We start from the raw sequence: 25,167 nt of genomic DNA, 5'->3' as shown, positions 1-25,167 counted from the left end.
CTCGGTCGCGGTGTCGCTCAGCTGAGCCGTCGCGCGATCGCGACGAACTCAGGTACCGACACCGTCTCCGCACGCCGCGTCGGATCGATCCCCTCGGCCTCCAACGCATCCAGCGCGCCGGGGACGCCGCGCAAGCTCTGCCGCAGCATCTTGCGCCGCTGCCCGAACGCGGCCGCGGTGACGCGCTCCAGCATGTCGAGCCGGACGCCCGCGGGTTCCTTTGCCGGGGTGATGTGCACCACCGCCGACATCACCTTGGGTGGCGGAGTGAAGGCGGAGCGGTGCACCGGCATCGCGAGCTTCGCAACCGACCGCCACTGCGACAACACCGCCAGCCGCCCATAGGCGTCGCTTGCCACCGGTGCCACGATGCGATCGGCAACCTCGCGCTGGAACATCAGCGTCAGCGATTGCCACCACGGCTGCCATTCGGCGGACAGCCAGCCGACCAGCAACGGCGTGCCGACATTGTACGGCAGGTTGGAGACGATGTGCGGCTTGCCCTCGAACAGCGATTGCGCGTCGATCTCGGTCGCGTCGCCTTCGATCACGCGCAGCTTGCCCGGATATGCCGCCTCCAGCTCGGCGAGTGCGGGGATACACCGTCGGTCGCGCTCGATCGCGGTGACCCGCGCTCCGGTCGCCAACAGCGCGCGCGTCAGACCGCCCGGACCCGGCCCGATCTCCAGCACCTCACGGTCGTCGAGATCACCCGGGATGCGTGCGATACGCCCGAGCAATTGCGCGTCGAACAGGAAATTCTGCCCCAGCGCCTTGGACGCGTTCAGGCCGAACCGCGCGATCACGTCGCGCAGCGGCGGCAGATCGACGGCGGGAGCGGTCACGTACACGCCGCGGCATAACGCTGCCGATTGGTCGCGGCCATGTCCGCCATGGCGATCGCCGCGATCATTGCACCCGGATGCGCCTTGTTCTGCCCTGCGATGCCGAACGCAGTGCCGTGGTCGGGCGAGGTACGGACGATCGGCAGCCCGAGCGTGATGTTGACGCCTTCGTCGAAGTGCAGCGTCTTGATCGGCACCAGCGCCTGATCGTGATACGGACAGACCGCGGCGTCGTAGCGCGCGCGGGCACGCGGGTGGAACATCGTATCGGCAGCGAGCGGCCCCTCGGCATCGATCCCCTCGGCACGTAGCAGCGCGATCGCGGGTTCGATCACCTCGATCTCCTCGCGGCCGAGCGCACCGCTCTCCCCGGCATGCGGGTTGAGCCCGGCGAAGGCGAGGCGCGGTCGCGCGATGCCGAAGTTCTTGGTGAGCCCGCGCGCCGTTACCCGCGCCTTTGCGACGATCAGCTCGACCGTCAGCAAGCCGGGTACCTCCGCAAGCGGGACGTGCGTCGTGACCGGCACGACGCGCAGCGACGGTCCGGCAAGCATCATCACCGCATTGTCGCGCGACACACCGCAGCGCTCGGCAACGAACTCGGTCTGCCCCGGATGGGTGAAGCCGACGTGATACAATTGCGCCTTGCCGACCGGCGCCGTCACCAGCGCGCGCGCGGCGCCCGATTGCGCCAGCCCGGTCGCGGTTTCGAGCGCGTGGAACGCCGCGCGCGCGCCATCGGGAGTTGCATGTCCCGGCGCGACCGGTCCGGCATCGTGGATGCTCATCACCGGCAACGCATCGGGGAAGGCGCTGCTCGCGTCACGCAGATCGTCGATCCGCGCGATCGGCCCACGCCACACTGCGGCAATGGCATTCGCGTCCCCGACCACGACGAACGGCGGCAAGGCGTGCGCCGCGCGCGCTTCCCACGCCTTGGCGATCGTCTCCGGGCCGACGCCCGCCGGATCGCCCATCGCGACGACGAGCGGCGTCACGGCAGCGTCAGCGATAGTCGATCACCGCGTCGCGCCGTAGGTCGCGCAGCGCCTGCTGCGCGCGCAGATTGACGCGCTGCTGCTCGAGCTGATTCTGGATTTGCTCTGCGCCGGGCAGCTGGCCCGACACCGGATCGTCGCGGCCGCACAACACCAGCGTGCGCACACCCTCGCTCGGCGAGCCGAACGGCGGCGAGGCCTGACCGACCTGCAGCTTGAGCATGATGTCCTGCAGCGGCCCGGGCAGATCGCGGATGCGGACGGTGTCGTTCTGCACCACCTCGGCGTTCAGCCCCTGCCCGACCTTCTCGACCGACCCGCAGCCCTGCAGCTTGCGGATTTCGGTCGCGAACTGCGCGGTGCGCGCGGTTGCCTGCGCCTGCGTCGTGTTCGGCGGGAACTTGATCGTCATCTGCTTCAGGCTGAGCCGCGCGTCGCGCGGATCGGCGGTCAGCACCTGCCGCTTGTCGACCAGGTAGATGATCGAGAAGCCACCGGGGATCGGAATTGGCCCGGCCACCTGGCCGACCTGCATCTGCTGGCTCGCCGCCGACAGCGCTTCGGGCAATTGCGCCGCGCGTACCCAGCCGAGATCGCCGCCGACCGCGCGCGTCGTCGCGGCGGAATAGTTGCGCGCGAAATAGCTGAACGGTGCCTGCGCCTTCTGGATCTCGCCGATGATCTGGCGTGCCTGTCCTTCCACCTGCGCCTGCTGATCGACGTTCGCAGGCAGATAGATTTCGGCGAGGTGGTATTCCTCGGTGCCCTTGGCCGCCTGCAGACGATCGATGATCGCCTTCACTTCCTCGTCGCCGACGTTGACGAACGGCTCGACCCGCTTGCGCAGGTAGCGGTTCCAGGCGAGTTCGCCCTCGATCTGGCGACGCATCGAGCGATCGGACGAACCCTGTTCGCGCAACCAGGCGGCGAAATCGGTCGGAGACTTGTTGAACTGGCGCGCGACACGGCCGATCGCCTGATCGATCTCTTCCTTCGACACCGTGATATCGGCGGTTTTCGCCTGCTGGATCTGCAGCGTCTCGTCGATCAGCTGACGCAGCACCTGCAGGCGCAACCGCTCGCGATCCTCGTCCGACAGCTTCGCATTGTTGGCAGCCGCGATCAGCGCCACGCGCTGGTCGACGTCGGTGCCGGTGATCACCGTTTCATTGACGATTGCGGTCGCCTTGCGGATGTTCGGGTCGAGCTTGCCGAAGATCTGCAGATTGGCAGGGATGTTGAGCCCGGTGTTGTCGGGCAGCGTTTGATCGTCGACCGTCTGCGCGACAGCCGCACCCGTGATCGCCAATCCCAGGAGCGATGCCATCGCCCGGCGCGTCAGCAGCGCGCCCCTCGTCTTCGTCATCACAAGCGTCTCAAATTCCCATGATGGCCGCGCGCGGCCCTGCCGTAGCCATGCCCCGGCCTTGCTGAACCCCGGCTTAGCGCCCGAGCCCCTTGAACGCTAGCGTCAACAGGTAGCTGTTGCCCGCGCGGATGTCGCCGGTGGTGCGGTAATCGCGCCGCCACGTGAGCCCGAGCTCCAGGCAATCGTCCTCGTACGCGACGCCCAAACGGTGGCGGATCGGATCGAACCCGCTGCTCGACGACAAGACGTCCTCGGCGCGGTCGGTCAGATCGATCACCGCCGAGCCGAACACCGACCAGAATTGCGCGAACGCCGCGCGGCCGGCGAAGCGAACCTCCTCGCGGTCCTGCAATCCGACGATCGGGTCGATGTTGCGGTTGAGCCGCAGATATCCGACCGTGGCATAGGTGGTGTACGAGCCGACCGTCGCGTCGACCTCGTTGCGCCGCACCGCCAGATTGTCCTTGTCGAGCCGATAGCGGTGCGTGAACGTGATGAAGTCGCGCAGCCGGACGTTGGTGCGCCCGACGATGTCAGAGAAACTGTCCGACAGTCCGGTGCCGCTCGGTAGGATGGTGGGACGCGAATCCAGGCGGTAGCTTTGCCCGATGGTTGCATCGATCGACAGGCCGGTGCGATCGAACGCCCATTCGCCACCGTAGGTGATGCGCGACGAATCCTCCCAGCGATCGTAGCCGGGAAAGCGATTAAGCGCGAAAAGGTTCGAATCCTCCAGGTCGACCGCGCGCGAATCCTCGTTCGGCACGCGCAGATTGGCGACATGCGGCGAGGCGACAATCTGCACCCGCGGGGTCCAGCGCTGCGTCCCACCGAACAGCTCGCCGATGAACGGCCATTTGACGTCGATCGCCGCTGCGCCGATCGCGCGCGTCTGGAAACCGTCGAGCCCGCGGTAGCTGGCCACTGCGGTCGCTTCGGTGTCGCTGGTGTTGTAGGCGTCGCCGCGCGCGAACGCGGTCAGCGTGACCTCCTGTCCCCAGTTGGTCAGGCGGCGCAGGTTCCACTCCGCGCTGGCGAAGGCGCGCTGCGTGTCTTGTCCGGCCTTGCGCCCGATCGCGAGGGTGTTGGCCTGGAGCGACAGCACGCCGCCCGCCACGTCCTGTACGCGGCGGCGATAATCGATCTCGGGCAGCGCCACCGGCTGCATCGACTGGCGATCACCCACGCGCAGCGTTTGCGTCGCCCAGCCGCTCACCGCGAAATAACTGTTGGCGTCGATATGCTCGAGCGCGAAGGTGCTGCGCAGGCGATCGTCGTCGGAAATGTCATAGCGCCGCGTGAAAGTGCGGTCGGTCGACAGGCGCAGCGAACCCGACAGGCTCCACTCGGGCGTGAACTGGAACCGCATCGTTCCATCGAGATAGCCGCGAAACGCGCGCTCGGTCGCGGTGGTGAAGCCTGCCGACAGATCCTCGCTGCGCCGGCCCGATGTCGCGTAACCGGCGATCGAGAAGGCGCCGAGTGTGTTCACCTCGCTGTAATGCGCCTCCAGCAGCGGCACGACGTTGGTGAAAAGGTGCGGCGCGATCACCAGCGAGCGGTTCTGGCCCAGCGCGATGTTGAACGGCAGCGTCAGCTCGCCGCCGTTCAGCCGGTCGATGCCGAGGCCGGGCGTCAGCAGCCCGGTGCTGTTCGATTCAGCAGTGCTGGTGGAGAAGCGCGGCAAGCGCGGGCTGGCGAGCCCGAACAGGTTGAAGCGCGCGCCCTCGAAATAGACGCGATCGTTGTCGGGGCGATAGGTGACGCGGACCGCGGTGATCTTCCACGTCGGCTCCTTCGGGCAACCGCTCGCGTCGGTGACCGGGCAGGGCGAGTAGGCGGCGCGGTTGAGGAAATAGGTGCCGTTCTCGTCGCGGCGGCCGTCCACTGCGGCAAGCCGCCCGCCGCGTTCCAGCACGACGAGCAGATTGTCGATCACGCCGTCCTTCAACGTGTCGGTCAGCTCGATCGAATCGCCGTAAGCCACGTCGCCCTGCGGGTTGGTGACTGCGACGTTGCCGTTCGCGACGACGCGACCAGTCTTGCGGTTCCACACTACCTTTTCGGCACGCAGCTTCTCACCGCTGCGCGTCATGCGCACGTCGCCGAGTGCGGTGACGATGTCGGCGTTGTAATCGTATTCCAGCGACGACGAGCTGAACTGCACCTGATCGTCGCCCGCCGCGGGCGCTGTCTGCACGCCGTCGGCCGGGATGCTCAGCGCCGGGTCGGGCGTCGGCGCGCGGTCGGCAAGCGACTGCGCGGCCGCAGGGGCAGACGCGGTGGCGCACAGGGCAGCGATCGGCAGCACGCACCCGGCGAGGAAATCAGAACGCGTCACGTTGCTCCCGTATGGCTATCACTCGCCAGCGGCCGGAAGAGCACGGCGCTGCACATGCGCCCTATCGCATCGCCCGCGCGTTGCTGCAACGCTTTGCCAGCGCGCACGCACGTGCCTATCAGGCACGTCAGAGAATGAGGGAATAGGTTGACCATGAAGATCACGTTCGCCGCCACTCGCCCGACCGACGCCGCGGTGCTCGCGCTCGCGGTGCGCAAGGGCGCGGAGCCCGCCGGGCTGGCCGCCGAGCATCGGGGGCTCGTCACGGGCGCCGTGTCGGGGCAGCGCTTCGAGGGCGAGCCCGGGACGAGCGCGGAAGTGTTCCTGCCCGCGGCGCAGGGAACGCAGCGCGTCGTGCTGCTGGGTGTCGGCAGCGGCGACGATGCGGCCTATGAGCGCGCGGGCGGCGCACTTGCAGCGAAGCTGCTCACCGCGGGCGCACCGACGGTCGTCGCCGATTTGTCGGGCGCCGATGCGGCCTGCGCCGCCCGGTTCGCCGCCGGCGCATCGCAGCGCAGCTGGCGCTTCGACGAATATCGCACGCGCATGACCGCCAAGCAGAAGCCGACGCTCGAAGAGCTGGTGGTGGTCAGCGACGCGAGTGACGTCGACGCAGCATGGCACGACCGTGACGCGGTGACGCGGGGCCTGGGGCTCGCGCGGACGCTCGCGACGCTGCCGCCGAACATCCTCTACCCCGAAAGCTTCGTCGAGCGCGTGACCGCGGCGGTCGACGGGCTCGGGTTCGAAGTCACCGTGTTGGACGAGCCGCAGATGCGCGAACTCGGCATGGGCGCGCTGCTCGGTGTCAGCCAGGGCTCGCGGCGCGAGGCGCGTATCCTCGCGCTCAAGTGGAACGGTGGCGCGGCCGACGCGCCGCTGACTGCGCTGGTCGGCAAGGGCGTGACGTTCGACACCGGCGGCATCTCGATCAAGCCCGCTGCGGGCATGGAGGACATGAAGTGGGACATGGGCGGTGCCGGCGCAGTCGCGGGCGCGATGCTCAGCCTCGCCGCCCGCAAAGCGAAGGCCAACATCATCGGCGTGATGGGCCTGGTCGAGAATATGCCCGACGGTAATGCGCAGCGCCCCGGCGACGTCGTCACCACGATGTCGGGGCAGACGGTCGAGGTCATCAACACCGACGCCGAAGGCCGGCTGGTCTTGTGCGACGCGATTACCTGGGTCCAGCGCGAGCACAAGCCGGCGCAGATCATCGATCTCGCCACGCTCACCGGCGCGATGATCGTCAGCCTTGGCAACGAGATGGGCGGGCTGTTCTCGAACGACGATGGGCTCGCCGAGCAAATCCTGGCGGCCGGGCGTGCGAGCGGCGACCTGTTATGGCGCTTCCCGCTGGCGGACGGCTACGACAAGCTGATCGATTCTGCGATCGCCGACATGAAGAACGTCGGCCCGCGCGGCGGCGGTTCGATCACCGCGGCGCAGTTCATCAAGCGCTTCGTCGACGAAGGTGTGAAATGGGCGCACCTCGACATCGCGGGCATGGTCTGGTCGGAGAAGGACGGCGCGACCTGGGGCAAGGGCGCGACCGGCTACGGCGTGCGCGTGCTCGACCGCTTCGTCGCCGACAATCTCGAGGGTTGAGGCAAGGCGCACGCCCGTGAAGGTCGATTTCTACCACCTGACCGCCAGCCCGCTCGAGCGCGTGCTGCCCCGCATCGCGGAGCGCATCCTCGCCGAGGGCGGGCGATTGCTGGTGGTGGAGGCCGACCCCGCGCGCCGCGCCGCGCTCGACAAGACCTTGTGGTCCTACGCACCCGACAGCTTCCTGCCGCACGGGGTCGCGGGGGGCGAGCATGATGCGCGGCAGCCTGTCCTGATCGCACCCGATGTTGCCCCCGCCAACCAGGCGCGCAACGTGGCGCTGGCCGATGGCGAGTGGCGCGACGACGCATTGGCCTTCGATCGCGCCTTCCACTTCTTCGATGACGATCGCATCGGCGATGCGCGCGCGGCGTGGAAGGCGCTGGCCGCGCGCGACGGGATTGAGCGGCGTTACTGGAAGCAGAGCGACTCGGGTCGCTGGGAACAGGCGGCCTAGGCATTCGCGGCTGCGACGGGGGCTCAGTGCGTCCGACGTGGGTTCTTGCGCGTGCCCGAGGCGCCGACTAGGGGACGCGCACTTTCCATCACATCTGTCAGGAGCCCGTGACCGTCATGGCCCCGAACCGTACCTTTTCGATCATCAAGCCCGACGCGACGCGTCGCAACCTGACCGGCGCGGTCACCAAGATGCTGGAGGACGCGGGCCTCCGCGTCGTCGCATCGAAGCGCATCCACATGACCCGCGAGCAGGCCGAAGGCTTCTACGCGGTCCACAAGGAGCGCCCCTTCTTCAACGATCTGGTCGAGTTCATGATCTCGGGTCCGGTCGTCGTGCAGGTGCTCGAGGGCGAGAACGCGATGCAGCGCAACCGCGACATCATGGGCGCGACCAACCCCGCGAACGCCGAGCCCGGCACGATCCGCAAGGAACTGGCCGAATCGATCGAGGCGAACACCGTGCACGGCTCGGACTCGGACGAGAATGCCGAGATCGAGATCGCCTATTTCTTCAAGCCGGAAGAGATCGTCGGCTGATGAACTGGCGCCTGCGACGCGCGAGCGCGGATGATGCCGCGATCCTCTCGCTCGTCGCGGGCGCGACCTTTCTGGAAGCGTTCGCGGGTGTTCTCGACGGCGCGGACATCGTCGCGCACGTCGCGCGCAACAGCAGCGCCGAGGCGTTCGCGAGCTACATCGGCGCTGGCGCGATCGCGACGCTCGCGGAAGCCGAGCAGGGCGCCGCACCGCTCGGCTATACGTTACTGACCACGCCCGATCTGCCGGTCGAGCCGCGCGCAGGCGATATCGAACTCAAACGCATCTACGCGCTCGCGCCGACGCACGGGCAGGGGCTCGGTCCCGCGCTGATGCAGCGTGCGGTCGAGGATGCGCGGGCAAGCGGGCACCGCCGCCTGCTGCTCGGCGTCTACGGCGGCAACGTCCGCGCGCACCGTTTCTACACCAAGCAAGGCCTGTCGGTGATCGGCGAGCGACGTTTCCTCGTCGGCGCGACGTGGCACGACGATCTGGTGTTCGCGCGCGACCTCTAACGGCGGCGCCTAGCGCCCGCCGGCTTCGAGCAGGCCGGCCGGCGCGCTCAGCTCCCAACTGCGCGCGATGCGATCCTCGATTAGCGTCCAGTCGACCTCCTTGCCAAGATCGATGCTGGCCCAACCCGACGTGCCGAGATAGGCCGGTTTGCGATACGTGTCGGGCGCAGCCTCGATCAGCATCGCCTGCTCGTCGGTGCCGCTGGTGCGCACGCACACGACCATCAGCCCGTCGCCGTGGTGATCGACGCGCAGTTGCGCGAACTGTTTGCCCGCGACGAAGAAGGTCGGCTGGCCGTGGCTCTCGCGCTCCTCGCTCTCGGGCAGCAGCAGCGCGATCTCGCGGACGCGGTCGACCGCCTCGTTCCCTTGCATCTCGCTCATCGACGCACGAACTCCTTCAGTACGGCCGGGTAGAGTTGATGTTCCGCCGCCAGCACGCGCTCGGCCAGCGTCTCGGGCGTGTCGCCGGGCAGGATAGCGACCTCGCGCTGCCCGAGCACTTCGCCGCCGTCGAGCTCCTCGGTCACGACATGGACCGAGCAGCCGCCTGCCGCGTCGCCCGCGTCGATCGCGCGCGCGTGGGTGTCCAGCCCCTTGTACTTGGGCAGCAGCGAAGGATGAATGTTGACGATCCGCCCGCGCCATTTGGCGACGAACTCGTCCGACAACAGCCGCATATAGCCCGCGAGCGCGATCCACTCCGCGCCCGCCTCGCGCAGCGCGCCGTCAAGCGCGGCTTCGAACACCGGTTTGCCGATGCCCTTTGGCGACAGCGCAAAGGTCGGCAGCCCGTGCTGGATCGCCCAGGCGAGCCCCGGCGCATCGGGCTTGTCGGAGGCGACCACGACGATCTCATACGCGTCGCCAGCCGCCTCGGCGAGCGCCTGCATGTTGGAGCCGCGTCCCGAAATCAGCACCGCGACTTTGGCGGGCCCGCTCATGCGTGATGCGTCGCGCGCCAGTCGCCGCGCGCGCTCCACGTCTCGGTGCTGCCCGTCACGGTGCAGCCGCGCTCGCCCGCCTCGATACGGCCAATACGGAACACGGTTTCGCCCGCGGCCTCCAGCGCCCGCGTCACGCCGTCCGCTTCGTCGGCGTCGACGACAACCGCCATGCCGATCCCGCAGTTGAACGTGCGCGCCATCTCCTCGGGTTCGATCGCACCCTGCGCCTGGAGGAACGCCATTAGCCGCGGCTGTTCCCACGCGTCCGCATCGACCATCGCGTGCGTCCCTTGGGGAAGGACACGCGGAATGTTCTCCAGCAGCCCGCCGCCGGTGATGTGCGCCAGCCCCTTGATCCGCCCTTCGCGCAGCAGCGGCAGCAGACTCGCCACATAGATACGCGTCGGTGCCATCAACGCGTCGATCAGCAGGCGATCCTGGTCGAACATCGCCGGGCGATCGAGCTTCCATCCGCGGTCGGCCGCGAGCCGGCGCACCAGTGAATAGCCGTTCGAGTGCACCCCCGACGAGGCGAGCCCGAGGATCACGTCACCCGCCGCAATCCCGCGCCCGTCGAGCAGCCGGTCACGCTCGACCGCACCGACGCAGAAGCCTGCCAAATCATAGTCGCCGTCGGCGTACATCCCCGGCATTTCCGCCGTCTCGCCGCCGATCAGCGCGCAGCCCGCCTGGCGGCATCCTTCCGCGATCGACGCGATCACCCGCTCCGCGATACCCTGATCGAGCCGCCCGCTCGCGTAATAGTCGAGAAAGAACAGCGGCTCCGCACCCTGCACGATCAGGTCGTTGACGCACATCGCGACTAGGTCGACCCCCACGCCTTCGTGCCGGTCGTGCTCGATCGCGAGCTTCAGCTTGGTGCCGACACCGTCGTTGGCGGCAACCAGCAGCGGATCCGTGAAGCCCGCCGCTTTCAGGTCGAACAACCCGCCGAACCCGCCGAGGTCGGCGTCCGCACCCTTGCGCCGGGTCGAGCGAGCGAGCGGCGCGATCGCGCGGACGAGCGCGTTGCCCGCCGAGATCGAGACGCCCGCGTCGGCGTAGGTATAGCCGCCGGCTGGCGTTGCAGAGCTGTTGGCGCTGGGTTCGTCGGTCATGGCCGATGCGCCTAGCCACAACGCGCTTGGATTTCCACGCCCGCTTCGCCAAAAGGCGCCGATGCGTAGCCGTCCGTTCCTCGCCATCGCCGCGGCCACCGGTGCCGTCGTGCTCGGCGCGGGTGCGCTGGCGCAGATCGAGGGCGGGGACCGCGGCGTCGCGGCGGTCGACAGCTCGAACGATTACGAGGTCGGCAGCGTCAGCGTCGACACGTCGGGGCCGAACGCGCAGGCGGCGCGGCTCGCCGGCTGGCGCGAGGCGCAGCGAAAGGCGTGGGTGCAATTGTCGCGCCGGCTGGGCGGCGGCGGTGGGCTGGTGCCCGATGGCACGCTCGATTCGCTCGTCACCGCGATCGTGGTCGGCAACGAACAGATCGGCCCGAACCGGTATATCGCGCAACTGGGTGTGCTGTTCGACCGCGCGCGCACCGCGGGGCTGCTCGGCATCAGCAGCTACGTGTCGCGCACGCCCCCGCTCGTGGTGGTGCCGGTCGTGTGGTCGGGCGGCGTCGGCGGCGTGTTCGAGCAGCGCACCGCTTGGCAGGAGGCCTGGGCGCGGTTCCGCACCTCTACCAGCGAGATCGACTATATCCGTCCGCCCGGCAACGGCGCCGACCCGTTGCTGCTCAACGTCGGCCAGACCGAGCGCCCCGCGCGCGGCTGGTGGCGCAAGGTGCTCGACCTTTACGGCGGCAACGACGTGCTGATCCCGGTCGTCCGACTTCGGCGGCAATGGCCGGGGGGCCCGGTGATCGGCGAGTTCGAGGCACGCCACGGTCCCGACAACCGTCTCCTGTCGCGCTTTGCCCTGCGCGCGGAAAACGCGTCTGCGTTGCCGGCGCTCCTCGATGCCGGGGTCAAGCGGATGGATGACATCTACCAGTCGGCGGCGCGGGGCGGATATCTGCGCGCCGACCCTGGGCTGAACCAGCCCGCAGCGGCGACCGAGGCCGAGACGCCGGTGATCACCGACACCTCGCTCGACGATGGCGCGGACACGGCGGCGCAGACGGTGTCGACCGTCATCGTGCAGGTCGAGACGCCCGACGCGGGTGCGGTGACCAGCACCGAGAACGCGCTGCGCGGCGTGCCCGGCGTGCGCAGTGCTACCACCAGCAGCCTGGCCTTGGGCGGCGTGTCGCTGATGACGGTCGCGTTCGCCGGTGATCCTGCCAATCTGCGCGCCGGGCTTGAGGCACGCGGTTGGCAGGTGTTCGGCGGCGGCACCACGCTGCGGATCCGCCGCGCGCCGCAACTGCTGCCGCCCGATCTTCAGCCCGACAATGCGCTTGCAGGGTGACGTGGCAGCGGGTGAGCCGACCGCGATACAATTCCCGTTGCCGCTCGCCTGGCCGGATGACGCGCGGGATGTCGAGTTCCTGGTAACCGACTCCAACCGTCACGCCGTGCAGCTACTGCAGCAATGGCGTGACTGGCCGGTTCGTACGGCGTTGCTGGTCGGACCGCCGGGGTCGGGCCGTACCTTGTTGGCGCAGGTGTTTGCGGCGCAATCGGGCGGGCGCGTGATCGACGACGCCGATCTGGTCGATGAGCAATCGCTGTTCCATGCCTGGAACGACGCGCAGGCGACGCAAACCCCGCTGCTGCTGGTCGCAGCGGCTGCGGCACCCGCCTGGTCGGTCGCCTTGCCCGACCTGCGCACGCGTTTGGCGGCGAGCCCGGTGGCGCAGATTGGTGCGCCTGACGAGGCGCTGGTGCGCGCGCTCCTCGAACGCGGCTCTGCGCGGCGCCGGCTGGACGCGCGTGACGACCTGATCGACTGGCTGGTGCCAAGGTTGCCGCGTCGTCATCAGGCTGTCGCGCAGATGCTCGATGGGCTGGAACAAGCCGCGCTGTCCGGGCGTCGGCGCGTCACCATTCCGCTCGCGCGCGACCTGCTGTCCGCGCTGTTCGGCGCTGCAGAGGACCCGACCACCGCATGACCCGGCCCGCCCATGTCCAGCGCGAGCGCGACGATGATCCGTTCGAGAAGGTCGCTGCCGAGCGGTTCTTCAATCGCGAATTGTCGTGGCTGGCGTTTAATCGTCGTGTGCTGGACGAGGCGTGCAACAGCGCGCACCCGCTGCTCGAGCGGTTGCGCTTTCTCGCTATCTCGGGCGACAATCTCGACGAATTCTTCATGGTCCGCGTCGCCGGGTTGAAGGGGCAGCAGTCGCAGGAGGTCGAACTCCGTTCGGCCGACGGCCTGACACCGGGGCAGCAGCTCGCTGCGATCACCGTCGAGGCGGACGCGTTGATGGTCAGCCAGCAATCGGTGTGGCGCGACATCCGCTACGCGCTGGCGGAGGCCGGCATCCGCGTCATCGGCAGTCACGCGATCGACACCGCGCTCGGGCTCGAGGAGCAGGCGTGGCTGGAGACGCACGTCAAGGAACAGCTGTTCCCCGTCATCACGCCACAGGCGCTCGACCCCGCGCACCCGTTCCCGTTCCTGCCCAACAAGGGCATGGCGGTCATGTTCGATCTCGTCCGCCGCTCCGACAAGGAGCCGATCCGCGAACTGGTCATGCTGCCCAACGCCATGCCGCGCTTCGTGCGTCTGCCGGGCGAGGGTGCGCGCTACATCGCGGTCGAATCGCTGCTCAAGCGGTTCAGCAACCTGATGTTCCCCGGCTATGACGTTCTCGGCGCCGCCGAATTCCGTGTGCTGCGCGACAGCGACATCGAGATCGAGGAAGAGGCCGAGGACCTCGTCCGCTATTTCGCCAACGCGATCAAACGGCGTCGGCGCGGGCGCGTGATCCGGCTGGAACTGGAGACGGGCATGAGCGAGACGCTCGCCTCCGTGCTGCGCGAGGAACTCGGCGGGTCGGACACGCTGGTGACCGAGAGCGGGGCGTTCCTCGGCATCGGCGATCTGGCACTGCTCGCCGACGAGGATCGCCCGGACCTGAAATTCACGCCGTTCACGCCGCGTTTTCCCGAGCGCATCCGCGAGTTCGGCGGTGACTGCTTCGCCGCGATCCGCGCCAAGGACATCATCGTCCACCACCCATACGAGACGTTCGACGTCGTGCTCGCCTTTCTGAAACAGGCGGCGAACGACCCCGACGTGGTCGCGATCAAGCAGACGCTCTACCGCGCCGGCAAACAGTCCGCGGTTATCAACGCGCTGATCGCGGCGGCCGAGGCGGGCAAATCGGTGACCGCGGTGGTCGAGTTGAAGGCCCGTTTCGACGAAGAACAGAACCTCCAATGGGCAAGCGCGCTGGAGCGCGCCGGCGTGCAGGTCGTCTACGGCTTTATCGACTGGAAGACACACGCCAAGGTGGCAATGGTGGTGCGGCGCGAAGGTGCGCAGTTCCGCACCTACTGCCATTTCGGCACCGGCAACTATCATCCGGTCACCGCGCGCATCTACACCGACCTGAGCTTCTTCACCGCCGATCCGCGGCTGGGGCGCGATGCCGCGCGGATGTTCAACTACATCACCGGCTACGTCGAGCCCGAGGGGATGGAGGCGGTGGTGCTCAGCCCGCGCTCGTTGCGCGAACGGCTCCTCGCCGACATCGACCGCGAGATCGCGCACGCGCGCGCCGGTCGCACGGGATCGATCTGGGCCAAGATGAACAGCCTGGTCGATCCCGCGATCATCGAGAAATTGTACGAGGCGAGCGGCGCGGGGGTCGAGATCGACCTAATCATCCGCGGCATCTGCTGCCTGCGCCCCGGCGTCGCCGGTCTTTCCGACAATATCCGCGTGTTCTCGATCGTTGGCCGCTTTCTCGAGCACAGCCGGATCGCGGCGTTCGGCAACGGCGCCGCGCTCCCCAACGACGGCGCGCGCGTGTACATTTCGTCCGCCGACTGGATGCCGCGCAACTTCGATCGCCGGGTGGAGTATCTGCTGCCGATCGAGAATGAAACGGTGCACGATCAGGTGCTCGACCAGGTCATGGTCGCCAATCTGATCGACAACGAACAGAGTTGGGAGCTGAACGCCGACGGCAGCTACACGCGCATCGCGACCGGCGACCGCCCCTTCAATCTCCACCGTTATTTCATGACCAATCCGTCGCTTTCGGGTCGCGGTGCCGCATTGGAAGAAGGCGGCGAGGTGCCGACGCTCAAACTGCGACGTCGTTCGTGAGCCGCGCCATCGACCCGCCGAGCGCGGATGCGCCGCGCACCGCGATTATCGACATCGGCTCCAACTCGATCCGTCTCGTCGTCTACCAGGGTCCGGCTCGGCTACCGTCGACCTTGTTCAATGAAAAGGTTCTCGCCGGGCTGGGGCGCAGCCTGGCGGCAAGCGGTGCGATCGATGCCGGTGCAATGGCGTCGGCGGGCGCTGCACTGTGCCGCTTCGCCGCGCTGACGCGGGCGATGGAGGTCAGTCGGGTCCGCACCGTCGCCACCGCTGCGGTGCGCGACGCCAGTAACGGCGCGGCGCTGATCGCGCTCGCCGAGCAAGCCGGGCTCAGCGTCGAGATCCTGTCGGGCGAAGAGGAAGCCGCCGCTGCCGGTTACGGCGTCCTCTCGGGTATCCCCGGCGCGGAGGGCATCGTCGGTGATCTGGGTGGTGGCAGCCTTGAATTGGTGCACATCCGCAAAGGTGCCCTGGCGGAGCGCATATCCTTTCCGCTCGGCGTGCTGCGCCTGCCGCCGCTGCGCGAGCGCGGACGGCTCGCTCGCCGGGTCGAGGCGCTGCTGCGCGACGCCGGCTGGATCGGCGCGGGCAAGAACCTGCCTTTGTACCTGGTGGGCGGTTCGTGGCGCGGGCTGGCGCGGCTCGCGATGCACCGCGCGCGTTATCCGCTGCCGATCATCCATCAATATGCCATGTCGGCGGACACGATCGCAAGCCTGCGCCGTACCTTATCGCACGTCGGCAAGCCGCAGTTGAAGGAAGTGCCCGGCCTGTCGAGCGGGCGCATCCCGACGCTGTCGGATGCCGCGGCGCTGCTGTCGGTCCTCATCAAGCATCTGAAAAGCAGCGGCACGATCGTCTCCGCCTTCGGCCTGCGCGAAGGATTGTTGTTCGAGGAACTGGACCCCGCCGATCGCGCGCAGGACCCGCTGATTGTCGCCACGCGCGACGAGGGGCGGCTGTCCGGGCGTTTTCCCGAACACGGCGATCTGCTCGACCGCTGGATCTCGCCGCTGTTCGGCGATGACAAGCCCGCCGAAGCACGCCTGCGCAACGCTGCCTGCCAGCTTGCCGACGTCGGCTGGCGCGCAAACCCCGAATTTCGTGCCGAACGTGGCATGGAGATCGCGCTGCATGGCAATTGGGTCGGCGTCGACGGGCGCGGGCGCGCGATGATGGCACAGGCGTTGTGGACCGCGCTTGGCGGGGCAGCGGCAACGCCAGAGGTACTAGCGCCACTCGCCTCGGAAGGCACGCTGCGGCGCGCGGTGACATGGGGTCACGCGATCCGGCTCGGCCAGCGGTTGAGCGCGGGCGTGGCCGAGCCGCTGCGCCGCTCTCGACTGGCGATCGAGGCTGACACGTTGCGCCTCGATGTGGATGAGGCTGATCGCGCGCTCTACGGTGACGCAGTCGCCAAGCGGCATGCCTCGCTCGCGGCAGCGCTCGGCCGGACCCCGGTGAGCAACGCGAGCAGCTGAGCGGCCGACACGAAGTCGTTGCGGTCGCGACGAAGCGCTAGGCAGCGCGCTTTCTCGCCATTAAGCCGCAGGCCATGACCTCGACCAACGATCTTCGCCGCAGCTTTCTGGATTATTTCGGCGCCAACGGCCATCAGGTCGTGCCCTCGGCACCGCTGGTGCCGCAGAACGACCCGACGCTGATGTTCGTCAACGCGGGCATGGTTCCGTTCAAGAACGTCTTCACCGGTCTGGAAACGCGGCCCTACACGACCGCGACCAGCGCGCAGAAATGCGTCCGCGCGGGCGGCAAGCACAACGACCTTGACAATGTCGGCTATACCGCGCGCCATCACACCTTCTTCGAAATGCTCGGCAATTTCTCGTTCGGCGATTACTTCAAGGAACAGGCGATTACCCACGCCTGGACGCTGCTGACGAAAGAATGGGGCCTGCCCGCCGACAAGCTGACGGCGACCGTTTACCACACCGACGACCAGGCGTTCGAGCTGTGGAAGAAGATCGCGGGGCTGCCCGACCACAAGATCATCCGCATCGCCACAAAGGACAATTTCTGGGCGATGGGTTCGGACGGACCATGCGGCCCGTGTTCCGAGATCTTCTACGACCACGGCGATCATATCGCCGGAGGTCCTCCGGGCAGCCCGGACGAGGACGGCGACCGCTTCGTCGAGATCTGGAACCTCGTGTTCATGCAGTTCGTGCAGGAGTCCGACCAGATCACCGGCGACCTGCCGCGCCCCTCGATCGACACCGGCATGGGCCTCGAACGCGTCGCAGCGGTGATGCAGGGCGTCCATGACAATTACGACACCGACACGTTCAAGGCATTGATCGCGGCGAGCGGAGCGCTGACCCACACCGCGACGAGCGGTGACAATCAGGCGAGCCACCGCGTCATCGCCGACCACCTGCGCTGCTCGGGCTTCCTCATCGCCGACGGTGTGCTGCCGGCGAACGAGGGCCGCGGATACGTGCTGCGCCGGATCATGCGCCGTGCGATGCGCCACGCGCACCTGCTGGGCGGGGCCAAGGGAGATGGTGGGGAGCCGCTGATGTACCGGCTCGTCCCCGCGCTGGTCGCCGAGATGGGTGCCGCTTACCCCGAGCTCGTGCGCGCGCAGCCGCTGATCGAGGCGACCTTGCGCCAGGAGGAAACGCGCTTCCGCCAGACGCTGGACAAGGGGCTGCGGCTGCTCGACGAGGCGACGGCGGGTATGGGGCAGGGCGACACGCTCGCGGGCGAAACCGCGTTCAAGCTCTACGACACGTACGGCTTTCCCTACGACCTGACCGAAGATGCGTTGCGGGCGCAAGGGTTGCAGGTCGACCGCGCCGGCTTCGACAGCGCAATGGCCGAGCAGAAGCGTGCCGCGCGTGCCGCGTGGAAGGGGTCGGGCGCGAAGGCCTCCGACGACCTGTGGTTCGACCTGGCCGAGGAAGTCGGCGCGACCGAGTTCACCGGCTACACGAGCGACAGCGGCGAGGGCGTCGTGCTCGCGCTGATCAAGGACGGTCACCGCGTCGAGCAGGTGGGCGCGGGCGAGCAGGTCGACGTGATCGTCAACCAGACCCCCTTCTACGGCGAGAGCGGCGGACAGGTGGGCGACGCCGGCAACCTCTCGAGCGAGAACGGGCTTGCCGCGATCGTCACTGACACGTCGAAGCAACTCGGCAAGCTGTTCGTCCATCACGCACGCGTCGAGGTGGGTGAGATCAAGGTCGGCGACACGGTGCGGCTCGCGATCGATGTGGCGCGGCGCGATGCCATTCGCGCCAACCACTCCGCGACGCACCTGCTGCACGAGGCGTTGAGGAACCGACTCGGCACGCATGTCGCGCAGAAGGGCAGCCTCGTCGCGCCCGATCGTTTGCGCTTCGACGTGTCGCACTCGACCGCGATGGCACCGGCCGAACTCTCCGACGTCGAGGCGGCGGTGAACGCGCAAATTCGCGGCAACGGCAGCGTCGAGACGCGGCTGATGAGCCCGGACGAAGCGATCGCGATGGGCGCAATGGCGCTGTTCGGCGAGAAATACGGCGACGAGGTACGTGTCGTCTCGATGGGGACCGACGAGGAGGGCAAAACCTACTCGATCGAATTGTGCGGCGGTACGCACGCGAAGGCGCTGGGCGATATCGGCCTGTTCAAGGTCGTCGGCGAGAGCGCGGTGTCATCGGGCGTCCGCCGCGTCGAGGCGCTGACCGGCGAGGCCGCGCGGCAGTATCTGAGCGCTCGCGACGAGAAGCTGCGCGAGGCAGCCGCGACGCTGCGCACCACGCCCGACGAAGTGCCGGCGCGCGTCGCGGCGCTGCTCGACGAGCGGCGGCGGCTGGAACGCGAACTCGCCGACGCCAAAAAGGCGTTGGCGCTCGGCGGCGGGGCGAAGGATGCGGCCGGACCCGAGATGATCGGCGATGTCACCTTTGCGGCGCAGGTACTCGACGGGTTCGAGGCCAAAGGCTTGCGCGGTGCGGTCGACGACGCACGCCAACAGCTCGGCTCGGGCGTCGTCGCGATCGTGGCGGTGAACGACGGCAAGGCGACGATCGCGGTCGGGGTGACTCCCGACCTGGTGTCGCGCTTCAACGCGGTCGACCTCGTCAAGCGCGGGGTGCAGGCACTCGGCGGTCAGGGTGGCGGCGGTCGCCCCGACATGGCGCAGGGCGGTGGACCGAGAGGCGCCGATGCTGAGGCCGCGATTGCGGCAGTCCGAACCGCGCTGCAGGGGGGGTGATTATACCCGCCCGCGCGTTGGCGCAGGCGGGATGATCGGCCACGTTACTTCCGCGGCTTGGTCTTCTTGGTCGAGGTCGTCGTCGTGGTGGTGGACGTCTCGCTGGTTGCGGCCGGCGTCGTTGCCGTCGCATCCGCGGCCGTGTTCGCCCCTGCCGCGGGTGCAGCCGCGCCCATTGCCGACGAAAGCTGGGCTGCGGTCATGCCGATCGTCACACCCTGCGGACCCGGGCCGAACCCCGTGATCGGCAGCTTCGCGTCACCCTGATCGGTGGTCAGCGTCACGCTGCTTGCATCGATCGCCTTGATCGTGCCGAGCTTGGCGCCCCCCGTCCCGTATACGCTCGCTCCCGTCACGAGCTGTGAGCGGAAAGCGGCGCTCGCCTGCTGCTGCTGCGCGCTGGCCGCGGCATCGAGCTGCGCCTTGGTCATGGCGAGCACGGGGCCCTGCGCGCCCTTGCCGAGTGAGGTGAGCGGAACCGCTGCCTTGTTGGTGCCGGTGTCGATCACTGCATTGGTGCCGTCGGTGCTGGCGACGGTGCCGACCACGCCGCCGCTGGTATCGTAAACGGTCGCGCCGGTGGTGACGGTGGCAGTTGCCGATGCTTGGGCACCGGCAGCGGGTGCCGTCTGCGCCTGGGCGACGGCGGGAACCAGGGCTGCCGCCGCGACGGCGGCGAGTATCTCGTAACGCTTCATGTTTGCTCTCTCGCGGTTGATGACGGTTAGGAAACGAGAGCGTAACGAACGGGTTCCGACTGGCAGATGAACGGAACGCGCGCCTCGTCCCGCCGTTGGCGCGGCATGACGCAACTATCCGATTTCGCGATCACCCACCGCTGGCCCGCACGGCATCCGGACCGCATCCAGCTTTACTCGCTCAACACGCCCAACGGGGTGAAGGCGTCGATCATGCTGGAAGAGACGGAACTGCCCTATGAGGCGCATCTGATCGATTTCGCCGCGAACGATCAGAAATCGGACGCGTTCGTCTCGCTCAATCCCAACGGCAAGATCCCCGCGATCATCGATCCCGCGGGGCCCGGCGGCGAGGCGATCGGTATCTTCGAAAGCGGCGCCATCCTGCTCTATTTGGCGGAAAAGACCGGCCGCTTGCTGCCACGCGACGCTGCGGCGCGCTGGAAGGCGATCTCCTGGGTCATGTTCCAGATGGGGGGCGTGGGTCCGATGTTCGGGCAGCTCGGCTTCTTCCACAAATTCGCCGGCAAGGATTGGGAGGACAAGCGTCCGCGCGACCGCTACGCCGATGAAAGCAGGCGCTTGCTGGGCGTGATGGATCGCGCACTCGATGGTCGTGAATGGTTCGTCGGTGATTATTCCATCGCCGACATCGCGATGCTCGGCTGGGTGCGGGCGCTACGCGATTTCTACATGGCAGGTGATCTGGTCGGCTTCGCGAATTTCGGGAATGTGTCGGCTTGGCTCGAACGCGGCTTGGCGCGTCCGGCGGTGCAGCGCGGGCTGGCGATCCCGTCGAAGGGCTGATCCAAGCGGGCGTTGCCGTATCTGACACTAGCGCTCCTTTGTTCCCCTCCCGTTCCGCATATGCTACGCGGCAATGATGGCTAAAGCTCAACGTCGCTACGTGTGTCAGTCGTGTGGGTCGGTGTCGCACCGCTGGCAGGGCCAGTGTGCCGATTGCAGCGAGTGGAACACGCTGGTGGAGGAAGCGGCGGCGGTCGTCACGCCGTTTCAGGCGAAGCATAATCTGCAATCGGGCGGTCGTGCTCTGACGCTGGTCAAGCTCGACGCCGAGATCGCGCTGCCCGAGCGGATGATCTTCGGCATCGCCGAGCTCGATCGTGCATTGGGTGGCGGGCTGGTTGCGGGATCGGCGACGCTGATCGGCGGCGACCCGGGCGTCGGCAAGTCGACTTTGCTGCTCCAGGCTGCCGCCCGGTTGGCGCGCAGCGGGCGCAGCGTCGCCTATGTCTCGGGCGAGGAAGCGGCCGACCAGGTCCGTCTGCGCGCGCAGCGATTGGGGCTGGGAGACGCGCCGGTGCAGCTCGCCGCCGCCACCTCGACGCGCGATATCTTGACAACGCTGGGGCAGGGAACACCGCCCGCGCTGCTGGTGATCGACTCGATCCAGACGATGCACTCCGACCTGATCGAAGGCGCGCCGGGCACCGTCAGCCAGGTGCGCGCGACCGCGCAGGAACTGATCCGCTTCGCCAAGGAACGCGGCACCGCGGTCGTGCTCGTCGGGCACGTCACCAAGGATGGATCGATCGCGGGTCCGCGCGTGCTCGAACATATGGTCGACACCGTGCTGAGCTTCGAGGGCGAGCGCAGCCACCAATATCGCATCCTGCGCGCGATCAAGAACCGCTTCGGCGGCACCGACGAGATCGGCGTGTTCGCAATGGCGGGCGAGGGGCTGGTCGAGGTCGCAAACCCCTCGAGCCTGTTCCTGACGCAGCGCGACGAGAGTGTAACGGGATCGATCGTGTTCCCCGCGCTGGAGGGCACGCGCCCGGTGCTGGTCGAGATACAGGCACTGGTGGTGCGGCTGGCAAGCGGGGCGACGCCCCGGCGCGCGGTGGTCGGCTGGGATTCAGGGCGGTTGGCGATGATCCTGGCGGTGCTGGAGGCGCGATGCGGGCTGAGCTTCTCGACCTGCGAAGTGTATCTGAACGTCGCCGGTGGGTATCGCGTGCAGGATCCCGCGGCCGATCTGGCGGTGGCGGCGGCGCTGATCTCGGCGCTCAGCGAGCGGCCGGTCGCCTCCGACGGCGTCGCGTTCGGCGAGATCGCGCTGTCGGGGGAAATTAGGCCGGTGGCGCACGCGCCGCTGCGCTTGAAGGAGGCGGGCAAGCTCGGCTTCACGCGCGCGATGGTGCCGTCGGGCGTTGCCGAAGGCGGCGCGGTGCAGCTGTCCAGCTTTCGCAACCTTGGCCGCTTCGTCGACCACATGCTCGGGCGGGGCTAGTCGCCCGCGGCGGCAATCCGTATCTAGGGCGCAATGAACCTGCACGCCCTCGACATCGTCGTCCTGTTGCTCGTCGCCGCGACTGCGCTGCTCGGCGCCAAGCGCGGCTTCGTGGCGGAGGTGCTGGCGCTGTTCGCCTGGGTCGCGATGATCTTCGCGCTCAAGATCTTCCATCTGCCGCTGTCGCGCGCGCTTGCACCCACGATCGGTACGCCGTCCGGCGCGACGGTGCTCGCCTTCGCGATCCTGACGGGCGGTACCTATCTGCTCAGCCGCATCGTCGTGAACGCAGTCAGCGCGCGGACGCGTACCTCGGTGCTGGGGCCGATCGATCGCGCGCTCGGCTTCGGGTTCGGGGCGTTGAAGGGCTTGATCTTCGCCAGCTTGGCATTCCTGTTGATCGTGCTGGTGCTCGATCTGCTCGGCGGTGGTCCGTCGCGGCGACCAGCGTGGATCGTCCAGGCCCGTACTTACCCGCTGCTGAGCGCCACCAGCGCGTCGATCGCCGACGTGGTCGACCGTCGTCGCCGCGGCAAGCCGCTGTTCTCGCCGCGCTGGCAGCGCGTCCCGCAAGATAACGGAACCGATACGCCGTGAGCCTCGACCTATACACGCCCGAGATCTCCGCGCTCGCGCTCGGCAATCCCTTTCCCGATCGGCTGCCGGACGGCGCCGCGTCGGCGGAGAAACGGTCGCCGATTTGCGGCAGCCGCGTCACCGTCGACGTCGAGCTGGACGAGGAAGGTCGCGTTGTCAGGCTGGGTACATTGGTGCGCGCCTGCCTGCTCGGACAGGCATCATCCACGCTCCTCGCGCAGCACGCGATCGGGCGGACGCCGGCCGATCTCGCGGCGGCGCGCGACGAACTGACTGCGTGGCTGGCGGGCGATGGCGGGGTACCGGCGTGGCCCGGCATCGACATCTTCACGCCCGGCCTGAAACTCACCGCGCGCCACCCTTCCATCCGGCTCGCGTTCGAAGCCGCTGCGGAGGCCGCGGAGCAGGCGGCCGCGCGGGCGGCGCGTTGATGGAGCACGCCGCCGACGGTTCGCTGCTGCGCGACGGCTTCATCCTGCTCGGTTTCGCGCTCGCCTTCGTTCTGCTGTTCCGTCGCTTGGGGCTGGGTGCGACGCTCGGCTACCTCGTCGCCGGTGCGGTGGTCGGCCCGCACGTCCTGGGCCTCGTCGGTGATGCAGAGGCGAAGCTCGGTTTCGCCGAGCTCGGCATCACGATGCTGTTGTTCATCGTCGGGCTGGAGCTGAGCCCGGCGAAATTGTGGCGGTTGAAGGAAGACATTTTCGCGCTCGGCACGCTCCAGGTGCTCGCCTGCGGAGCGGCCATCACCGCGATCCTCGCGCTGGTCGCCCACTTTTCGGTGCCGGCGGCACTTGCTCTCGGCATGCCGCTCGCTTTGTCGTCGACCGCGCAGGTGCTGCCGATGCTGCAATCGGCCGGGCGGCTGCGCACGCCGTTCGGGGAGCGCGCCTTTTCGATCCTGCTGTTCCAGGACCTGTCGATCATCCCGATGATCACCATCATTGCCGCGATGAGCCGGAACCCGGCGCAGGTCGGCGGGCCCTCGGGTTGGCTGCTCGCGCTCTACACGGTGCTGGCGGTCGCGGGGTTGATCGCGGCCGGGCGTTTCGTGCTGGCGCCGCTGTTCCGCTGGATCGGCAATCTGGGCGAGCGCGAGATGTTCGTCTTCGCCGCGCTGTTCACCGTCATCGCCTCGGCCGCGTTGATGGAACTGCTTGGCCTATCGACCGCGCTTGGCGCGTTCGTCGCCGGGGTGATGCTCGCCGACAGCCCCTATCGGCACGAGCTGGAGGCGGATGTCGAACCGTTCCGCTCAATCCTGCTCGGGCTGTTCTTTCTCGCGGTCGGCATGATGCTCGACCTGTCGGCAATCGCCGAGCGACCGTTCTTCGTCGCCGGCATGGCGGCGGCGCTGATCGCGACCAAGGCCGCCGTTATCTTCCTCATCGGTCGCGCGTTCCGCATGCCGTGGCGGCCTGCGCTCGCGCTTGGTCTGCTGCTCAGCCAAGGCGGCGAGTTCGGCTTCGTCCTGCTCGGGCAGGCGCAGTCCGGCCTGCTGATCGCGCCCGAGGCGGCGAGCCTGTTCGGCGCGGTCATCACGCTCTCGATGGCGACTACGCCCTTCCTGATGATGGCGACGCGCGCGTTCCGCGAAGCCCCGATCGACTCGCACGGCGAGCGCGACGGGCCCAAGGCTGATGGTGCCAACGCGCTGATCGTCGGCTACGGCCGCTTCGGGCAAACGGTGGCGCAGATGCTGATGGCGAGCGGCGTGCCAGTCACGCTGATCGACAGCGACATCGAGATGATCGATGTGGCGGCGGAGTTCGGTGCGAAGGTCTATTTCGGCGACGGCACCCGGCTCGATCTGCTGCGGCAGGCCGGCGCATCTGAGGCCGAGCTGATCCTCTTCTGCATGGATGGCGACCAGATCGACGCCGACTGGCTGGAAAGCGTGCATGAGGCGTTCCCGAACGCCGCGGTGTACGTCCGTGCTTTCGACCGGCGCGCGCTGATCAAGCTCAAGAACGGTCCGGCGCGCTACGTCGTGCGCGAAGTGCTCGAGTCGGCGGTGAAGATGGCACGGCTCGCGATGCAGGGACTGCACATCTCGACCGAGGAGATCGACCGCGCCGAGGACATGTACCGCTCGCGCGATCGTGAGCGCTTGCGGTTGCAGATCGAGGCGGGCGACATCCGCGCCGCGCGCGAACGGATCATCACGCAGACAGAGCGCGATACGACGCCGATCAATCCCGGCACCGGAGTGGTGACATGAACCTGCTGATGCTTCTTGCGGCGCTGTCGGGCGGGCTCGCCGTCGGCGCGGGCGCCTTCGGCGCACATGGCGCGAGTGGTGAGGCGGCCGAGTGGCTGAAGACCGGCGGGCAGTACCAGCTCATCCACGCGGTCGCTGCACTGGTCACGATGCGGCTCGACGCGCGCGGACCCGGCTGGCTGTTCGTCACGGGAAGCGCGATCTTCGCGGGCACGTTGTACCTGATGGCAGTGGGTGCGCCGCGCTGGTTCGGCGCGATCACGCCGATCGGGGGCACCGTGCTGATCGCCGGATGGCTGTGGCTCGCCTGGATCGCGGCGCGCGGCGGCTGAG

At 68.1% G+C, this 25,167-nt stretch carries 23 protein-coding genes; 15 read left to right on the top strand and 8 right to left on the bottom strand.

Annotated features, from left to right (window positions below):
- Positions 1 to 17: 17 nt before the first annotated feature.
- From rsmA to lptD, 4 genes are all read right to left on the bottom strand, one after another.
- On the bottom strand, positions 18 to 845 hold the full coding sequence (gene rsmA / locus Q0579_RS16725) for a 16S rRNA (adenine(1518)-N(6)/adenine(1519)-N(6))-dimethyltransferase RsmA (protein ID WP_298814457.1): 828 nt from the start codon (positions 843 to 845) through the stop codon (positions 18 to 20).
- Entirely contained in the window at positions 842 to 1,843 is a 1,002-nt protein-coding gene (gene pdxA / locus Q0579_RS16720) for a 4-hydroxythreonine-4-phosphate dehydrogenase PdxA (protein ID WP_298814455.1), read from the bottom strand. Before pdxA ends, rsmA begins: the two co-directional genes overlap by 4 nt.
- Before the next feature lie 7 nt (positions 1,844 to 1,850).
- On the bottom strand, positions 1,851 to 3,209 hold the full coding sequence (locus Q0579_RS16715; RefSeq protein WP_298814453.1) for a peptidylprolyl isomerase: 1,359 nt from the start codon (positions 3,207 to 3,209) through the stop codon (positions 1,851 to 1,853).
- A 76-nt stretch (positions 3,210 to 3,285) separates the two neighbouring features.
- Positions 3,286 to 5,553 (bottom strand): LPS assembly protein LptD, encoded by a 2,268-nt coding sequence (lptD, locus tag Q0579_RS16710; RefSeq protein WP_298814451.1) that lies wholly within the window; start codon positions 5,551 to 5,553, stop codon positions 3,286 to 3,288.
- 153 nt (positions 5,554 to 5,706) lie between these two features.
- Between lptD and Q0579_RS16705 the strand changes: the two genes are divergently transcribed.
- From Q0579_RS16705 to Q0579_RS16690, 4 genes are all read left to right on the top strand, one after another.
- On the top strand, positions 5,707 to 7,161 hold the full coding sequence (locus Q0579_RS16705) for a leucyl aminopeptidase (protein WP_298814449.1): 1,455 nt from the start codon (positions 5,707 to 5,709) through the stop codon (positions 7,159 to 7,161).
- Positions 7,162 to 7,177: 16 nt separating this feature from the next.
- Positions 7,178 to 7,618, top strand: coding sequence for a DNA polymerase III subunit chi (locus Q0579_RS16700; protein WP_298814448.1), 441 nt, complete (start codon positions 7,178 to 7,180; stop codon positions 7,616 to 7,618).
- Positions 7,619 to 7,734: 116 nt separating this feature from the next.
- Entirely contained in the window at positions 7,735 to 8,157 is a 423-nt protein-coding gene (ndk, locus tag Q0579_RS16695) for a nucleoside-diphosphate kinase (protein WP_298814600.1), read from the top strand.
- Positions 8,157 to 8,672, top strand: a complete 516-nt coding sequence (locus Q0579_RS16690; protein ID WP_298814447.1) for a GNAT family N-acetyltransferase — start codon at positions 8,157 to 8,159, stop codon at positions 8,670 to 8,672. The genes ndk and Q0579_RS16690 overlap by 1 nt, the downstream gene beginning before the upstream one ends.
- A 9-nt stretch (positions 8,673 to 8,681) precedes the next feature.
- Here the strand turns inward: Q0579_RS16690 and Q0579_RS16685 are convergent, their stop codons facing one another.
- The 3 genes from Q0579_RS16685 to purM are packed head-to-tail and all read right to left on the bottom strand — an operon-like array spanning position 8,682 to position 10,737.
- Positions 8,682 to 9,056 (bottom strand): MmcQ/YjbR family DNA-binding protein, encoded by a 375-nt coding sequence (locus tag Q0579_RS16685; RefSeq protein WP_298814444.1) that lies wholly within the window; start codon positions 9,054 to 9,056, stop codon positions 8,682 to 8,684.
- Complete coding sequence (gene purN, locus Q0579_RS16680) at positions 9,053 to 9,616, bottom strand: phosphoribosylglycinamide formyltransferase (protein WP_298814441.1); 564 nt, start codon at positions 9,614 to 9,616, stop codon at positions 9,053 to 9,055. Before purN ends, Q0579_RS16685 begins: the two co-directional genes overlap by 4 nt.
- Entirely contained in the window at positions 9,613 to 10,737 is a 1,125-nt protein-coding gene (gene purM, locus Q0579_RS16675) for a phosphoribosylformylglycinamidine cyclo-ligase (RefSeq protein WP_298814438.1), read from the bottom strand. The genes purN and purM overlap by 4 nt, the downstream gene beginning before the upstream one ends.
- Before the next feature lie 61 nt (positions 10,738 to 10,798).
- Here purM and Q0579_RS16670 point away from each other — a divergent pair, with 61 nt between their 5' ends.
- The 5 genes from Q0579_RS16670 (at position 10,799) to alaS (ending at position 19,067) form a co-directional block, all read left to right on the top strand.
- The gene (locus Q0579_RS16670; RefSeq protein ID WP_298814437.1) at positions 10,799 to 12,037 is read left to right on the top strand and encodes a heavy-metal-associated domain-containing protein; all 1,239 of its coding nucleotides are present in this window, start codon (positions 10,799 to 10,801) and stop codon (positions 12,035 to 12,037) included.
- Positions 12,021 to 12,680, top strand: coding sequence for a chromosomal replication initiator DnaA (locus Q0579_RS16665; protein WP_298814435.1), 660 nt, complete (start codon positions 12,021 to 12,023; stop codon positions 12,678 to 12,680). The genes Q0579_RS16670 and Q0579_RS16665 overlap by 17 nt, the downstream gene beginning before the upstream one ends.
- Positions 12,677 to 14,848, top strand: a complete 2,172-nt coding sequence (locus Q0579_RS16660; protein ID WP_298814433.1) for an RNA degradosome polyphosphate kinase — start codon at positions 12,677 to 12,679, stop codon at positions 14,846 to 14,848. The genes Q0579_RS16665 and Q0579_RS16660 overlap by 4 nt, the downstream gene beginning before the upstream one ends.
- On the top strand, positions 14,845 to 16,329 hold the full coding sequence (locus Q0579_RS16655) for a Ppx/GppA family phosphatase (protein WP_298814430.1): 1,485 nt from the start codon (positions 14,845 to 14,847) through the stop codon (positions 16,327 to 16,329). The genes Q0579_RS16660 and Q0579_RS16655 overlap by 4 nt, the downstream gene beginning before the upstream one ends.
- A 74-nt stretch (positions 16,330 to 16,403) precedes the next feature.
- Positions 16,404 to 19,067, top strand: a complete 2,664-nt coding sequence (gene alaS / locus Q0579_RS16650) for an alanine--tRNA ligase (RefSeq protein ID WP_298814427.1) — start codon at positions 16,404 to 16,406, stop codon at positions 19,065 to 19,067.
- Between the two features lie 44 nt (positions 19,068 to 19,111).
- Here the strand turns inward: alaS and Q0579_RS16645 are convergent, their stop codons facing one another.
- Entirely contained in the window at positions 19,112 to 19,765 is a 654-nt protein-coding gene (locus tag Q0579_RS16645; RefSeq protein ID WP_298814424.1) for a hypothetical protein, read from the bottom strand.
- A gap of 105 nt (positions 19,766 to 19,870) precedes the next feature.
- On the opposite strand from Q0579_RS16645, the gene Q0579_RS16640 reads away from it, so the two are divergent.
- From Q0579_RS16640 to Q0579_RS16615, 6 genes are all read left to right on the top strand, one after another.
- A complete protein-coding gene (locus Q0579_RS16640) occupies positions 19,871 to 20,572 on the top strand; it encodes a glutathione S-transferase N-terminal domain-containing protein (RefSeq protein WP_298814421.1) in 702 nt (233 codons plus the stop codon).
- Positions 20,573 to 20,648: 76 nt separating this feature from the next.
- Positions 20,649 to 22,019, top strand: coding sequence for a DNA repair protein RadA (gene radA, locus Q0579_RS16635; protein WP_298814418.1), 1,371 nt, complete (start codon positions 20,649 to 20,651; stop codon positions 22,017 to 22,019).
- Positions 22,020 to 22,052: 33 nt separating this feature from the next.
- Positions 22,053 to 22,616: a CvpA family protein gene (locus tag Q0579_RS16630; RefSeq protein WP_298814415.1), complete on the top strand. Its 564-nt coding sequence runs from the start codon at positions 22,053 to 22,055 to the stop codon at positions 22,614 to 22,616.
- Positions 22,613 to 23,047, top strand: a complete 435-nt coding sequence (locus Q0579_RS16625) for an iron-sulfur cluster assembly scaffold protein (RefSeq protein ID WP_298814412.1) — start codon at positions 22,613 to 22,615, stop codon at positions 23,045 to 23,047. Before Q0579_RS16630 ends, Q0579_RS16625 begins: the two co-directional genes overlap by 4 nt.
- Positions 23,047 to 24,834: a cation:proton antiporter gene (locus Q0579_RS16620; protein WP_298814409.1), complete on the top strand. Its 1,788-nt coding sequence runs from the start codon at positions 23,047 to 23,049 to the stop codon at positions 24,832 to 24,834. The genes Q0579_RS16625 and Q0579_RS16620 overlap by 1 nt, the downstream gene beginning before the upstream one ends.
- Positions 24,831 to 25,166: a DUF423 domain-containing protein gene (locus Q0579_RS16615; RefSeq protein ID WP_298814407.1), complete on the top strand. Its 336-nt coding sequence runs from the start codon at positions 24,831 to 24,833 to the stop codon at positions 25,164 to 25,166. The genes Q0579_RS16620 and Q0579_RS16615 overlap by 4 nt, the downstream gene beginning before the upstream one ends.
- Position 25,167: the final 1 nt, after the last annotated feature.

The organism is uncultured Sphingomonas sp. (assembly GCF_936927845.1).
Taxonomy (GTDB): domain Bacteria; phylum Pseudomonadota; class Alphaproteobacteria; order Sphingomonadales; family Sphingomonadaceae; genus Sphingomonas.
The sequence above is the reverse complement of the archived record's forward strand: the minus strand, read 5'-3'. Positions and strand labels throughout refer to the sequence as shown.